Origin of the sequence: Campylobacter concisus, assembly GCF_015230015.1 — a bacterium.
Classification (GTDB): Bacteria; Campylobacterota; Campylobacteria; order Campylobacterales; family Campylobacteraceae; genus Campylobacter_A; species Campylobacter_A concisus_AF.
Genome location: NZ_JAAKZC010000004.1, coordinates 1 through 13,886 on the forward strand (window position 1 = coordinate 1; position 13,886 = coordinate 13,886).

Annotated in this window: 15 protein-coding genes; 5 read left to right on the forward strand and 10 right to left on the reverse strand. The window is 40.3% G+C overall.

The window, feature by feature from the left end; all coding sequences use genetic code 11:
- Positions 1-246: 246 nt before the first annotated feature.
- The 5 genes from G6W42_RS02895 to G6W42_RS02915 form a co-directional block, all read right to left on the reverse strand.
- A complete protein-coding gene (locus G6W42_RS02895; RefSeq protein WP_194172884.1) occupies positions 247-1,041 on the reverse strand; it encodes a hypothetical protein in 795 nt (264 codons plus the stop codon).
- A 51-nt stretch (positions 1,042-1,092) separates the two neighbouring features.
- Complete coding sequence (locus tag G6W42_RS02900) at positions 1,093-2,355, reverse strand: Ig-like domain-containing protein (protein WP_194172885.1); 1,263 nt, start codon at positions 2,353-2,355, stop codon at positions 1,093-1,095.
- Between the two features lie 19 nt (positions 2,356-2,374).
- On the reverse strand, positions 2,375-2,632 hold the full coding sequence (locus tag G6W42_RS02905; protein ID WP_194172886.1) for a hypothetical protein: 258 nt from the start codon (positions 2,630-2,632) through the stop codon (positions 2,375-2,377).
- A gap of 2 nt (positions 2,633-2,634) precedes the next feature.
- The gene (locus G6W42_RS02910) at positions 2,635-4,761 is read right to left on the reverse strand and encodes a retention module-containing protein (RefSeq protein WP_194172887.1); all 2,127 of its coding nucleotides are present in this window, start codon (positions 4,759-4,761) and stop codon (positions 2,635-2,637) included.
- A gap of 84 nt (positions 4,762-4,845) precedes the next feature.
- Positions 4,846-5,220, reverse strand: coding sequence for a RidA family protein (locus G6W42_RS02915; RefSeq protein WP_194172888.1), 375 nt, complete (start codon positions 5,218-5,220; stop codon positions 4,846-4,848).
- Between the two features lie 94 nt (positions 5,221-5,314).
- Between G6W42_RS02915 and G6W42_RS02920 the strand changes: the two genes are divergently transcribed.
- A complete protein-coding gene (locus G6W42_RS02920) occupies positions 5,315-5,788 on the forward strand; it encodes a cysteine permease (RefSeq protein WP_194172889.1) in 474 nt (157 codons plus the stop codon).
- Here G6W42_RS02920 and G6W42_RS02925 read toward each other — a convergent pair.
- The 3 genes from G6W42_RS02925 to G6W42_RS02935 are packed head-to-tail and all read right to left on the reverse strand — an operon-like array spanning position 5,766 to position 7,764.
- A complete protein-coding gene (locus G6W42_RS02925; RefSeq protein WP_194172890.1) occupies positions 5,766-6,305 on the reverse strand; it encodes a hypothetical protein in 540 nt (179 codons plus the stop codon). The two genes, G6W42_RS02920 and G6W42_RS02925, sit on opposite strands and share 23 nt — an antisense overlap.
- Before the next feature lie 43 nt (positions 6,306-6,348).
- Complete coding sequence (locus G6W42_RS02930; RefSeq protein ID WP_021092611.1) at positions 6,349-6,909, reverse strand: Fe-S-containing hydro-lyase; 561 nt, start codon at positions 6,907-6,909, stop codon at positions 6,349-6,351.
- 9 nt (positions 6,910-6,918) lie between these two features.
- Positions 6,919-7,764, reverse strand: a complete 846-nt coding sequence (locus G6W42_RS02935; RefSeq protein ID WP_194172891.1) for a fumarate hydratase — start codon at positions 7,762-7,764, stop codon at positions 6,919-6,921.
- Positions 7,765-7,922: 158 nt separating this feature from the next.
- On the opposite strand from G6W42_RS02935, the gene G6W42_RS02940 reads away from it, so the two are divergent.
- Genes G6W42_RS02940 through G6W42_RS02950 form a run of 3 tightly spaced genes read left to right on the forward strand, consistent with a single transcriptional unit; the run spans position 7,923 to position 10,043 of the window.
- Entirely contained in the window at positions 7,923-8,486 is a 564-nt protein-coding gene (locus G6W42_RS02940) for a LemA family protein (RefSeq protein ID WP_194172892.1), read from the forward strand.
- A 9-nt stretch (positions 8,487-8,495) separates the two neighbouring features.
- Positions 8,496-9,386 (forward strand): DUF3137 domain-containing protein, encoded by an 891-nt coding sequence (locus tag G6W42_RS02945; protein ID WP_194172893.1) that lies wholly within the window; start codon positions 8,496-8,498, stop codon positions 9,384-9,386.
- A 6-nt stretch (positions 9,387-9,392) separates the two neighbouring features.
- Complete coding sequence (locus G6W42_RS02950; RefSeq protein WP_194172894.1) at positions 9,393-10,043, forward strand: sugar transporter; 651 nt, start codon at positions 9,393-9,395, stop codon at positions 10,041-10,043.
- 426 nt (positions 10,044-10,469) lie between these two features.
- Here G6W42_RS02950 and G6W42_RS02955 read toward each other — a convergent pair whose 3' ends face one another.
- Positions 10,470-11,810 carry a hemolysin family protein gene (locus tag G6W42_RS02955; protein ID WP_194172895.1) on the reverse strand — a complete coding sequence of 447 codons (1,341 nt, stop codon included), beginning with the start codon at positions 11,808-11,810 and terminating at the stop codon, positions 10,470-10,472.
- Between the two features lie 170 nt (positions 11,811-11,980).
- Here G6W42_RS02955 and G6W42_RS02960 point away from each other — a divergent pair, with 170 nt between their 5' ends.
- On the forward strand, positions 11,981-13,294 hold the full coding sequence (locus G6W42_RS02960; RefSeq protein ID WP_194172896.1) for a sodium-dependent transporter: 1,314 nt from the start codon (positions 11,981-11,983) through the stop codon (positions 13,292-13,294).
- Positions 13,295-13,333: 39 nt separating this feature from the next.
- Here G6W42_RS02960 and G6W42_RS02965 read toward each other — a convergent pair whose 3' ends face one another.
- Positions 13,334-13,780, reverse strand: coding sequence for a DUF411 domain-containing protein (locus G6W42_RS02965; protein ID WP_194172897.1), 447 nt, complete (start codon positions 13,778-13,780; stop codon positions 13,334-13,336).
- Positions 13,781-13,886: the final 106 nt, after the last annotated feature.

Genomic DNA, 13,886 nt, shown 5'->3' on the forward strand with positions numbered 1-13,886 from the left:
AAGATTGACTAATAGTTTAACAATTATAAGTTAAAAGAACAACGATAAGAAAAAGGCTTTATTAACGTTGAAGTTAAAGGTGGTTTCTCGTTTCGTGAGCTGGAATTATATATGAGGGATGCTTAAAGACAGTTGAAATAATTGCAAAATATTTTATAAATTGAAATTTTATTTTCTACATAATAAATTTAGAGAGCTTCCTTGCTCTCTAAATTTTGTTTTATCACTAAATTTACATGTTTATGATTATATAGGTTGTATTACTTCATCTTTGATCTCGACAGTAACAGTTCTTCCACCAGTATCATTTGTATATGTAGTGTAACCATTTGTTGATTCACCTTTTTTCCAACCAGCATCTTTAAATTCTACTTTATCGCCAGCATCTGCTGTGATCTTTAATGTATTGTCATTATCTGTTAAACTCAATACATCAGATAATTTTACACTTAAAGTAGTGTTTTGACCCTTGTTGGAGATATTAAGCTCTTCAAAATTATGTGCTTGGCTTGCAATATTACTTAAATTTATAGTCGTTCCTGGATTTGTGATAGTTAGTTTATCATAACCATCTCCACCATTTATATCGCTCTTGCCTGTTAGAGTGTTATCTGTGATATCTTTATTACCAACTTCAACAGTATCATCTCCCGCACCTAATTTTACAGTTGAGCCAATAATAGCATTATTTACTTTTATAAGGTCATTACCGTCACCAGTAGTAACAGTAGAATTTACTATTTTATTGCCAACTGTAAGGGTATTGCTACCATTGCCTAAATTTATATCAGAATATTCTCTTATCCAATTACCAACAGTTACCACGTCATTGCCGCTTCCTGCCTTAACCGTTGACTCATCAATATCTCTAGCAACTTTTAGCATGTTGGTACCATCGCCTAAATCAACACTAGAGTGATTATTTATCCGGCCACCCCAGCCATCAACTACCGTAATCACATCATCGCCGTCTCCTGTGGTGATATTGGCGCCTTTAACGATACGCTTTGCAGTAATTTCAAAGTTGCGATTACGATCCAAATCTATATCATTTTGAAGATTACTTGCATCGATATTATTTGGATGTGAAATTCATATTTGATTTGTTTGCCAAATAGCATCCCCATCTATCTTAGTAGTTGTAAAGTCAAAGACAACCTTATCTTTGGTTACCTGGCTTTTGTTTCCAGCTTTATCAACAAAGTAAGCCTCGGCCTCGACATAACGTCCACTGGCATTTTTACCAAAGACACCAACTATCTTTGTTTCTTGGTCTTGATTGGTCGCTTTCCAGCCCATGTAGCCTTTGTCTATATCTTCTTGAGTTACGACTCTACGTGTATCAGGTGCACTAGTCCAGGCAGGGACAAGTTTGCCATTTTGTTCAATCATATAGTTTGATTTAACGGTGTAATATAGCTCATCTCCAACCTTAACCGAACCATCTTTTGGAAGATCGATCTTCCATGCGATACGTCCTGGATTTTCATTTGCAAGGTTTTCACCCCAGCTAAATTTACCATCGTTATTTTTATCTTCGATAAATTCAACTCTTGCATCCACTATCTTCGTATCAACAGTTATGGTTACTGGATCAGCCTCGGCTGTGTTGCCAGCTTTGTCAGTAGTTTTTACCTTCAGCTCATGCTCGCCCTCACTAAGCGGTGTGCTCACTTTAAAACTCCAAGTGCCGTCAGCTTTTGCCACTTCCTGACCGATCTTGTTTGTACCATCAAAGATCTCAACAATTGAGCCAGCTTCAGCCTTGCCTGATAGGGTTGGTGTGTTGTCATTTGTTAGGCCTTTTAGTGTTTTGTCTTCAACTGTCACATCATTGCCCTTAACATTGCCATTTACAACGCCGCCCATAACATCGTCTATAACGCTATCAAATGTAACCTTAGTACTTGTATCTACTGTTATAGTAGCTGGGTCAGAGGCCTTGATCGCGTTTGTGGCTGGAGATGAGGCTGTGATACTATGAGCGCCTTCACCAAGTGGAGTGGTCGGAGTGATAGACCAGTTGCCAAATTTATCGGTTGTTGTGCTACCTATCTTAGTTGTGCCATCGTATAGCTCTACCACTGAGTTAGGATCTGCTTTGCCGTTAAATGTCGGAGTGCTGTCGTTTGTTAGCCCTTTTTTAGTTACACCATTTACTGCTACGTCGTTATCTTTGATATTGCCATTTACGATACCGCCTGCAACGTCGTCGATCACCTCTGTGATAGTGACAACATTTACGTTCGCTAAGAATGCAAAACTTAAATTGCTTCCACTATCGTTACCATTTAGGTTAAGGTGGTCTGTGATAGTAGCATCAACACCTGTTGCATGTACATAATCTGACTTCACAACGCCATTTTCATACATATTATATAGTGGCCACGCCAGTTATTTCGATAGCGTTATTATTTAGCGCTGGGATGCCTGCATGTGTGACATTACCAGCTGCATCGACCTCGTCAAAAGTCACAGTGCCGTTAGCCGCTTTGTGAATGATAAATGCCTTAACAAATGTTGGCTCTGGGTTATTTGCTGGGTATTGTTTTACACCAGTGTCGGCATAAATTTTGTTGTAGTCAGTTATGGCAACTGTTAGTTTATCGCTGTCTGAGAACACTTTTGGCAATGTTATGGAGCTGTAGTGTGGCTGATATCACCGTCTTTTATAGCGTCAGCTACTTTTATACAGGCAGTTAATGCACCTGAGCCGCTTCCTGACTCGCTTGGACTATATATTTTATTGCCTTCTATAAATTCAACAGTTGGGGCTTGCATCTTTTCTCTATTTGTATATCTAGGATTCATGCTTACACTTGAACCATCTTCGCCAGTTATATCTACTCGTATACCACGTGATGTTGTTAAAAAGTTAGTAGTTGTAGGCATATCGTGGATATCTATACCAAATTTCTCACCAGCACCATTTGTAGATGTAAGACCTGATTTGATAACTGTCTTATCATCAGCTGAAGTGATCTGATCAACTGTCATAGAGCCATCAGCTGCTTTATGAACTAAGAAATATTTATAAGCAGTCGTATCTGTGCCACCTGTTGCGGCTAAAGATGCAGCAATAGGTCCAAAACCATATTTTACGGTTATAACGTCGCCATCTTGGATATTGTCAGGTAATGATATACGAGCTGTGGTGTGGTTTATGTCACCATCAAGTGCAGCCGTGGCTCTATTATACCTCCTAGTAGTATCTATGTTGCCAGTTTTCATATCGCTTAAAACATTACCATTCTTATCAAACTCTACAAATTCAACGTCAGCCATTTTGACATTTTCAAATTTAACACTCGAAGTAGTTTTAAGAGTTGTACCTTCTAACTGAGCTGTGATACTAGCTGCATTTCCGAGGGCTGTTTGGTAGTGGTTATAGTTATAGCCAACCTTTATGCCATTATCGCCGTCAAATACGTTGTTACCTTTTGTATCCATAACGCTTGTAACGTTGCCACTAGCATCTTTATGAACTGTGTAATAGTCATTTATACCCGTGCCTACAACGTGGATCTTGCTGCCGTCTTTTGCCAAATTTGGTATGCTGATAGTTGCAGTAGCTTTTGCGCCGTCCTCAGCATAGTTCTCGCCTCTTGTGATAGTGCCGTTGCTATCTGTATCATCATTAAATTTGATAGCAAATTTATCTGGAGAAGTCGTCTCGCCTATGGCTGTGTTGCCAGCTGCGTCAGTTGCTTTTGCCGTCACTGGAGTATTGTCTTTTGTCGCGTCGTCGCTGATAGTGACCTTACCGCTGTTTGAATCAAGCTTGAAAGCACCTGTAGGAGCTGTCGTCTTGCCAGGGGTGCTATCTACGACCCAGCCAGCGCTTGGATTTTTGACCACGGTTATAGTTTGCGTGTTGCCACCATTATCTGTGTATGAAATTTCAACCTTTGTCGCGTCATTGTCGTGAGGCACTACATCAACTGTGCCGTCAGCCTTTGGAGTGAGATCTGCCTGCGGCGGTACAACGTCTGATACTGGAGTAGTAGCTGGAGTACCATTGCCTGCATCATCTTTTGGAGTAACTTTTACCTCAGTACCTGGTTTTAATGGTTCATTATTTGGTGTAGGAACATTAAATGTACCATCAGGATTTACTGGGACTGTAACTGGGGTATGACCAGGAATTTCAACAGTTACAGTGGTATTTGGATCAGGATTTGGAACCTTACCAGTTACTACTGTTGAAGTGTTGTTAATTGGATCTAGAGTTACTGTTGGGGTAGTAGTATCTACAAAACCAGCGTCACCACCAGCATTATCGGCTGCGCCACTTACACCGCCTATCCTCTCAGCGCCTCTTGCGCTGTTTAGATCACCTATCGAGCGGAAATTTTCATTGATATTTGAGTAGTGACCACCCTCATCAAACGACGCTGCACCAAGGCTAACGCCATCTCCGCCGCCAGCTGCGGCTGCATTACCGCCAGCGGCAGTCTCCTCTAGTTTAGTTAGATCCTCACCATTTAGCAACGCCTTTTGCAAGTCGCTAACATCGGCTACTTTATTTGAATTTTGTCCCGCGACTACATTTTCGTCAAGTTTTAACGATTCATCACCCAAAATGGTGACATCTTTGCCATTATCCATTGAAACTACGGCTTTTGAGGAAGCCAAAGAGGTTTTGATTACTTCGCCTATATAAAGAGCGTCGCCAGCTTTTAGTACGCGGCTTACTCCGTTTTGATCTATGGCTACGACCAATCCTGAAATTTGTTTGATAACTCCTACTTGAGTTTGCATGTCTATCCTTATCGTAAAAAAATTTACGTAATTTTAAGACATCTTAATCCTCTTTGTAAATTGTGCCTTGGTACATTTGTGACATTATTGTGCTGCGATAACATCAATTTCTACAAGTGCATCTTTTGGCAAAGTCTTCACAGCCACCGTGCTTCTAGCTGGATATGGCTCTTTAAAAAATTTAGCGTATGTGACATTTACCTTGGCAAAATCTGCCATATCTGCTAAAAATATCGTAGTCTTTACAACATTATCAAAACTAAGTCCAGCCTCAGCCAAAATGTTTTGCAAATTTGTAAGTGACTGCTGCGCCTGAGCCTCTACATTGCTGCCTGCAAACTCGCCCCCTGGTGTGACGCCAAGCTGCCCTGAGATAAATAAAAATCCATTCGCGCTAATCGCCTGAGAGTATGGTCCGATCGCTTGTGGAGCGTTTTTTGTTGAAATTTGTTTTTTCATATCTTCTCCTTTAAATTTTGGCAAAATCCTACTATAAATTTCTAAATTTTTAGGCACCAAAGGCTATAATGAGCAAAATTTCAAAAGGACAAAGATGCAAATAACCCTTGCACCAAACGAATTTTTAGATGACTACGTGCTTAATGCTCAGCTTGCCAAAAACGCCGGCATCTCATCAAATGCCTATCTTTTTTGGAAAAATGCTATCATCGCTAAATTTGAAAACTCACGCATCGTTTTTCTTAGAAAAAAGAGCGTCCCAGAGAAATTTGCGAGCGCCTTACAAGCCTGCACGCCGCTAGATGGACTTATCCCAACTGGCGTCTTTTGTTCATTTACCTCGCTTGCACCTTCGCACCTTGTCGCCAAAAATGGCTCTAAAATTTATGAGCTTTTTGAATTTCATGAAATTTGCGGTATCAAATTTTTAAATTTAAAGAAATTTTATGATGATTTAAAGCTTAACTACTCGTATAGGATTTACATCGAAAAGTGCAAATTTTTCTCGCCAGCACCCTTTGAAAAACGCATAAAACTAACTGATACTATGTGTCTTGGCTACTACTAGCCACCTCGTAAACGATTAGCGCCTCAGTTTTGTAGCCCCCTATCCTATCTTTATATAGTAAAATTTCGTCGTTTTCTCTTTTGGCGTAAATTTTAATGTGAGCGGAGTTTGTGCTCTCGTTGTAGTCTTCATATATAAATTTAAACTCTTCGCTACTCAGCGTGATAAACTGCAGTGCTTGAAACGAAACAGCAAAGACCAACTCCTCGCTAATGTCACTTGCTCTAAATTTATCAGCTAATTTCACAACAAACAACCCCACATCACTAAAATACTCTTCAGGGCTCTCATACTCGCTTTCAAAGACCACTATCTCATTTAGCGACCACTCATTTTGTGTCTTATTTTCTTCAAATTTCTGCCCTTTTTTGATGGCAGCTTTTAAAAATATCCCTTGTGGTTTTGAGACAAAGCCCTCGTCCAGAATTTGCTTTAGCTTTAAATTTATAATTTCACTTTTGGTTTTTGTGAAAAATTTAAGTAGTGGCTTTGCTTGATCGTTGCAAAAAGTTTTCATTTTGGGAGAAATTCCGCTAGCTTAGGCTGCTAGCGGATCAAATTTAGATCTTTTTATAAGGTGCTTGACCGACTTCGTAGAAGTTATTGCCCTCGCAGTCGATAGCGACTATCGCTGGGAAGTCCTCTACTGTGAGTCTTGCAACTGCCTCTGGTCCTAGCTCTGGATATGCCAAGACTTCGTATTTTTTGATACTTTGGCTAATGACCGCTCCGATACCACCGATAGCGACCATATAAACACAGCATGATTTTTTCATAGCCTCGACTACGGCGTCGTTACGGTAACCCTTGCCGATCATGCCATTTATGCCAACTTCGTTTATCATGGTTGGTGTGTATTTGTCCATTCTGCCGCTTGTTGTTGGACCTGCTGCGCCGATAGCTTGGTTTGGCTTGGCTGGAGTTGGTCCGACGTAGTAGATAGTCTCGCCCTTTAGCTCAACTGGCAACTTCTCGCCGCGTGCTAGAGCCTCTGTTAGCGCCTTGTGAGCGGCGTCACGAGCTGCGATGATAGTGCCTGAGATTAGGACATTGTCGCCTGCTTTTAGGCTTTTTACCACCTCTTTATCAAATGGTGCTGTTATTCTTTTTACTTCTGACATGTTATCTCCTTAAAGCTCGGCGTCTGCGTGGCGTGCAGCGTGACAGTTGATGTTTATGGCTACTGGTAGGCCTGCGATGTGGGTTGGATACCACTCGACATTTACTTTTATAGCAGTTGTATCGCCGCCAAGTCCTTGAGGACCGACGCCTGTTTGACTAGCAAGCTCAAGTAGCTCCTCTTCAAGCTTTGCATATCTTGGGTCAGGATTTTTACTATCCACTGGACGAACTGCAGCTTGCTTGGCTAGAAGTGCTGCTTTATCCATAGTGCCACCTATGCCAACGCCTATTGTCATTGGAGGGCAAGCGTTTGGTCCAGCGTATTTCACAGCCTCCAAGAAGACCTTTTTAACGCCCTCTACGCCATCAGCTGGCACAAGCATTTTTAAAACTGACTTATTCTCGCTACCAAAGCCTTTTGGAGCTACTTTGATCTTAAATTTATCTCCTGGCACGATCCTAGTGTGAATGACCGCTGGAGTGTTGTTTGTAGTGTTTTTTCTCTCAAAAAGTGGCTCAGCAACGACTGATTTTCTAAGATAGCCCTCAGTGTAGCCCTTCGCAACGCCCTCATTGATCGCATCTTCGATATATCCGCCTTCTATATGCACGTCTTGACCGATCTCTACAAAGACAACTGTCATACCTGTATCTTGACAAATAGGCGCAACACCCTCTTCTGCTAGCTTGGCATTTTGTAAAATTTTGCCCAAAATGTCTTTTCCAAGAGATGAGCTCTCAGTGGTTTGAGCTTTTGTAAAAGCAGCCTTTAGATCTGGTGTAACGACGTAACAGGCTTGTTTGCAAAGCTTTGCAACGACCTCTTTTATATCTTTTACGTTTACCGTTCTCATTTATCCTCCTCGTAAAAAACAATTTTTAATTATATAAATTATATGTAAAATTTAAGATTAAATTATAATATTAAATTTAATCACCCACCATCGGTGTTTAAATACTCTTAAGCAACTTTGGATAAACTACAACAAACTTAAATTTCAAAGGAAAAGTTATGAATTCGTTAGTCATCGTGATACTTGTTATCGCAGTCATTTTTGTCTTTTTCATCAGCCTTTACAACTCGCTTGTTGCAAAGCAAAACCAGGTAAAAAGCGTGGAGGCTGGCATCGATGCACAGCTAAAAAGAAGATATGACCTCATACCAAATTTAGTAGCTACTGCAAAAGAGTACATGGTGCATGAAAAAGGCCTGCTAGAAAACATCACTGCCCTTAGAGAGAGTGCTAGAAGCGCCTCTACAAATGAGGAGAAATTTGAGCTAAATAACAAAATTTCAAGCTTGCTAAATGGTTTAAGAGTTAGCGTAGAAAACTACCCAGACCTAAAAGCAAATCAAAATTTACTTCACATCCAAAGCACACTAAACGAGGTCGAAGAGCAAATTTCAGCTGCCAGACGCGCTTACAACTCAGCTGTTGAAATTTACAACAACGCCACACAGATGTTTCCTTCAAACATCGTAGCTTCAATGTTTGGCTTTCACAAAGATGTATTTTTTGATATCCCAGAAAATGAAGCAGCTGCTCCAAACATCGGTGATCTTTTTAAAAAATAAGGCATAAAAATGCAAGCAGACGAACTAAAAGGCATCGATCTAAGCGACCTTGACGAGCTTGAAAAAGAGCGTCTTGCCATGGGGCAAAAAGCCTTTAAAATGATCGTTTATGGCTTTCTTGGCATCATAGTTGTAAGTGGTTTTTTGGCATCACTGCACCTTGGAAATTTATTTTTCTTTTTGCTAATCGGCGGAGTTTTTTATCTTGGCAAGACGATAAATGGGCTAAAAAACGAGCTTATAGCAAAATTTAAACAAAAAGTAGTTAGTGTAATCGTAAAAAACTATGGTCTAAATTTCAGCGCAAATGGCGGACTAAGTTTGAATGATTTTTTAAAAATTTATGACGCCGATGTAAATAGACACTACGCAGAGGATATGATCTACGGACAGATCGATAACACGCAGTTTAAGCTTTGTGATTTTTATGCGGCAAAAGAAGTAAAAGGCGAGAAACGCACCACCACAACGGTGAAATTTCAAGGCATCTTGCTAAAGGCTGAGTTTAAAAAAGAGCTAAACGCCACGATCTATGTCTGCGATAAAAAGCGAACTTCTGATCTAAGAAGCGAGGGTGAACTAGCCGTCATGGACAACCCTAAATTTAATGAGCTTTTTAAAACCTACACGACCGATCAGATCGCAGCTAGATACGCTCTGACGCCAAAGCTGATGGAAAATTTAAGCAGATTAAGAACTAAATTTAACGCTCCGCTCTCGGCGGTATTTTTAAAAAATGAAATTTTCATCGCGATCGATCTTAGAAAAGATAGCTTTGAGCCTGATCTTAAAAAGCCGATAAACAGCAACGAGAGCGTGCAAAACTACATCTCTAGTATCAGCGACTTTTCGCAGATCATGCATGATTTGGAGCTAAATAAAAATATCTGGAAGAGCTAAATTTAAATGTCAGAAAAGAAAAAGCTCAAAGAGGGCGATATATTTTACGTCTATAATGATTACTACAAGAGATATTTCTTTGGCAAAATCTTAGTTGATATCATGAGCCGTTTTATAAAGCGAGCAAATGAGGGGCTTCTTTGGCCGCTTGATTTTTTTAGTGACTGCTACTTGGTTGCTGTTTATAAAGATATAGCAGACGCTCCAGTACTAAAAAGCCGTGAATTTATCATTCCAGGAAGCTTCATCTACAAAAGCAGTTTCAACCGCAAAAATAAAGATGCTATGGAGTGGGTATATTATGATCACGAAGATATCAACTACCAAGAGTTAGAATTTCCAGAGTATATCGTCAGTAGCAATGACAAAATTTGCCTACAACGTGGAGAGCTTAGCATACCAACTGGCTTAACTCGCACGCAATATGAGAACGAATTTAACATCACTGGCAGCAAAACTGGTGGCATAAACTACTCAAATGCCCTGCTCTTACAAGGCTTGCCAGCGTATAAAGAGAGGATAGATTATAGCGATCTTCGCCTTTTACCAGAGCTTCGTAAAAAGCTCTACGAGATGATAGCTGAGGATCCAGAGACGCCCTACTACGAGCTAGCATTAAAGTATGGCAAAGATCTAGCACGCTTTTATAAATTATAAATTTACACATAAAAATAGATAAGCAAATTTGGCTACAAAAGAGCTATTAAGAGGCGCTTTAAAATTTAACAAAAGAAATTTGGCTCTCTTGTTGCAGCCTAGAGATGAGCGTGGTAAAGAAATTTATGACGAAATTTTGCAGTATCGTGACTCCAGCCAAGGCTAATTTACTTTAGTAAATTTAAATCTCACAAACAAGATCGCTCAAACAGCTACTTTTACGAGCAGATGATAAATTTTACCAGCAAACCATTTTTAAATTACATAACCAAATTTACAAAAAAGATGGTGTTACTTTAAATTTTGCGATTTTATGAGTTAAATTTGATGGCTTTTAAAAAGCGTAATCTCACTTAAATTTACCCTGTTATTTTATGATTTTGCGAGGTTAAATTTAATGGCCAAAAAAGCCATTAAATTTATAAACTAAGCCTGAGCAGGCTCCTCTTCTTCTTTTATCTTTTTTCTAACTTTTACGCGTGAGATGCTAGCTCCATCCATCTTTCTCACTTCGTAGTAGCAGTTCTCATCCTCGATCTTATCCCCAACTACTGGCAAACGACCGATGAGATTAAAGACATATCCGCCGATAGTGACTTGATCGGTCTCTTCATCAAAGCTTATGCCAAGGACCTCTTCAACGCTCTCTAAGTCGTATCTGCCTTGAAATTCATAGATGTTTTCATTTATCTTTTTATAGTGCTGATCGACCTCGTCATGCTCGTCGTTAAAGTCGCCAAGCACCTCCTCCATGATATCTTCCATCGTAAGAAGTCCAGCCGTGCCACCATACTCATCGACGACAAGTGCGGCTGAAATTTGCTCCTTATTCATCATCACAAGCACCTTTGAGATAGAGAGGCTCTCAGGCACGATGACAAATTTACGTACGATCGCATCAAAACTCTTCTCTTTATCCTCGCTAAAGTGTAGCTGCAAGATATCTCTAATGTGTATCATGCCCAAAATAATATCTTTTGAGCCGTCTATATAAGGATAGCGAGTATATTTTGACTCAAAAACGACTTGTAAATTCTCTTCAAAGCTCTTTTGTTTATTTATGCAGATCATGTCGCGTCTTGGAGTCATGATCTCTTTTGCGACCGTGTCACTAAAATCAACTGCATTTTTGATAAGCTCAGTCTCAAAACTATCAAGCACACCGCCCTTTAAGCTCTCGCCAACGATGATCTTGATCTCCTCTTCAGAGTGTGCTAGCTCATTCTCTTTTGCTGGCTGGATGCCTAAAATTTTAAGTCCAGATGTAGCTAGGATGTCAAAAAGCTTTATGATAGGCGAAAATAGTATCCAGAAAAAGTGAAGCGGACGAGCGATTTTAAGCACTGCTGATTCTGATTTGGCTATGGCGACTGACTTTGGCACAAGCTCGCCCATAACGACGTGAAGTAGTGTGATAAGCGTAAATGCGATCGCAAAGCCGACTGTATGAACTAAGATATCGCTAAGGTTAAAAACATTTTTAAGTGGGGCTTCTATGAGCCTTGCGACTGCTGGCTCACCGATCCAACCAAGGGCAAGTGAGCTTAGCGTGATGCCAAGCTGAGTGGCGCTAAGATAGGTATCAAGCTTGTTTGACATATCAAAGGCAAGCTGGGCGTTTGGCTTTTTCTCTTTTATAAGCTCTTCAAGTCTAGACTTGCGAACCTTGACAAGGGAAAATTCCGACAAAACAAAAAATGCGTTTAGTAAAATGAATATAATGGCAAGTATTACCATTAAAAGCGAGTTATCGCTACTGGGGTACAATTATGATCCTTAAGAGTTAAAAATTTTGGCTGATTATAGCGAATTTATATTTAGCGGTCAAATTAGCCACGCCCAAAAGTAACAACGTTTCTTAAATTTAAGATTTATAAAAAGTTCTTAAATCATATTTTGGTAACATTATTTTCATCACTAAATTTATGGATTTTACAATGAGCAAAAAGAATTTTTCATCACGCTGGGCGTTTATACTAGCCTCAGTTGGTTCAGCCGTTGGTATGGCAAATGTTTGGGGCTTTCCTTACAAACTTGGTACAAATGGTGGCGGAGCGTTTTTGCTCATCTACGTTTTTTTTGTAGCTCTTTTTTCATACGTTGGCTTGAGCGCTGAGTATGCGATCGGCAGACGCGCAAAGACTGGCACGCTAGGATCATATAAATTTGCTTGGCAAAGTAGAAATTTAGGCGTCATCGGCAGTATCATCGGCTGGCTTCCACTTGCTGGCTCGCTTTGCATAGCCATCGGCTACGCTGTCATCATCGCTTACGTGCTAAAGGCGCTTACTCAGGCACTTACTGGCTCATTTATGAGCGTTGATACAAATGTTTGGTTTAATTCATTTGCGCTTCATGAGTACTCAGTCCTGCCATACCACTTCATAGTCATCGTTGGCACGCTTCTTACGCTATTTTTTGGAGCAAAAAGTATAGAAAAGACCAATAAAATAATGATGCCGCTATTTTTCGTGCTATTTGCCATTTTGGCTATAAATGTCGCGATGCTTCCAAACGCATTTGAGGGGTATAAATTTCTATTTATCCCTGACTTTAGCAAGCTTGAAGATCCGATGGTGTGGGTCACTGCGATGGGTCAAGCCTTTTTCTCGCTCTCTATCACGGGATCAGGCATGATAGTTTATGGAGCATATCTTTCAAAGGATGAAGACATCGTAGAAAGTGCCAAGACTACGGCATTTTTTGACACGCTTGCAGCGCTTGTAGCAGCGCTTGTCATGATCCCAGCGGTCTTTGCCTACGCTATGGACCCAGCTGGCGGACCAAAGCTACTTTTCGTAACACTTCCTAAAATTTTACAAAATATGATCGGTGGTCAAATTTTTGCGATCATACTATTTACCGCAGTCATCTTTGGTGGTATCACCTCTCTTCAAAATATGTTTGAGGTCGTGGCTGAGTCGCTTATGCATAAATTTCCTAGCCTTAGTAGATTTTGGGTGCTTGCGCTGCTTTGTGTGGTTTGCTTTGGTGTTGGAGCGTTTATGGAGCCTATTAGCAGCTGGGGCCCTTGGATGGACTTTGTCTCTATCTACATCATCCCGATCGGCGCAGTCATCGGCGCAATATCTTGGTTTTGGATCATTAAAAAAGATGAAATTTTAGACGAGGTAAATTCAGGAGCAAATAAAACTTACGGCTCATTTTGGTATTTTGTGGGTAAATTTATCTATGTGCCAATAGCCTTTTTGCTCTGCATCATCGCTATTAGCAAGGGAATTTCTTTTTAACTTAGCCCATCAAAAGACGAGCTAAGTCTAAATTTGAAGTTATTTTAGCTTTTTAGAGCCAATATAAGTAGCGAAGACCTCTTGCGAGCCATCTTTTTTAAAGAGTATGACGTCGTATTGCTCAGCTTTGCCGCCTTGCTCCATACCCTGACTCTCCATAGGCATGCCAGGCACTGCGATACCAACGACATCTTTTGGTTTAAGCTCCAGCAGACGCTTGACCTCATCAGCTGGCACGTGACCTTCAACGACGTAGCCATCAACGATAGCTGTGTGGCAGCTTGAAAGCTCTAGTGGCACGTGAAATTCTTTTTTGACCTTGACCATATCATCTACTTTTATGGTCTCTTCGCTAAAGCCAGCCTTTTGCATAGCATTGACCCAGTTGCCACAACAACCGCAAGTTGGGCTTTTATAGACCTTCATGTCTGCCCCAAGCGCTAAGGTCGCACAAAGGCTAAGAGCTAAAAATGCAAATTTCTTCATCATTTTCCTTTACGTTAAAATTTGCAAAATGATATAGCTTGGGTTTAAATTTTATATAAATGCTTAAACCTTGCCTGCTATAATTGCCAAAATTTACAAAAGGCAC

Coding starts and splice junctions, on each gene's coding strand:
- G6W42_RS02910 (WP_194172887.1), bottom strand. CDS start 4,761: ATGCAAACTCAAGTAGGAGTTATCAAACAAATTTCAGGATTGGTCGTA.
- G6W42_RS02915 (WP_194172888.1), bottom strand. CDS start 5,220: ATGAAAAAACAAATTTCAACAAAAAACGCTCCACAAGCGATCGGACCA.
- G6W42_RS02920 (WP_194172889.1), top strand. CDS start 5,315: ATGCAAATAACCCTTGCACCAAACGAATTTTTAGATGACTACGTGCTT.
- G6W42_RS02925 (WP_194172890.1), bottom strand. CDS start 6,305: ATGAAAACTTTTTGCAACGATCAAGCAAAGCCACTACTTAAATTTTTC.
- G6W42_RS02930 (WP_021092611.1), bottom strand. CDS start 6,909: ATGTCAGAAGTAAAAAGAATAACAGCACCATTTGATAAAGAGGTGGTA.
- G6W42_RS02935 (WP_194172891.1), bottom strand. CDS start 7,764: ATGAGAACGGTAAACGTAAAAGATATAAAAGAGGTCGTTGCAAAGCTT.
- G6W42_RS02940 (WP_194172892.1), top strand. CDS start 7,923: ATGAATTCGTTAGTCATCGTGATACTTGTTATCGCAGTCATTTTTGTC.
- G6W42_RS02945 (WP_194172893.1), top strand. CDS start 8,496: ATGCAAGCAGACGAACTAAAAGGCATCGATCTAAGCGACCTTGACGAG.
- G6W42_RS02950 (WP_194172894.1), top strand. CDS start 9,393: ATGTCAGAAAAGAAAAAGCTCAAAGAGGGCGATATATTTTACGTCTAT.
- G6W42_RS02960 (WP_194172896.1), top strand. CDS start 11,981: ATGAGCAAAAAGAATTTTTCATCACGCTGGGCGTTTATACTAGCCTCA.
- G6W42_RS02965 (WP_194172897.1), bottom strand. CDS start 13,780: ATGAAGAAATTTGCATTTTTAGCTCTTAGCCTTTGTGCGACCTTAGCG.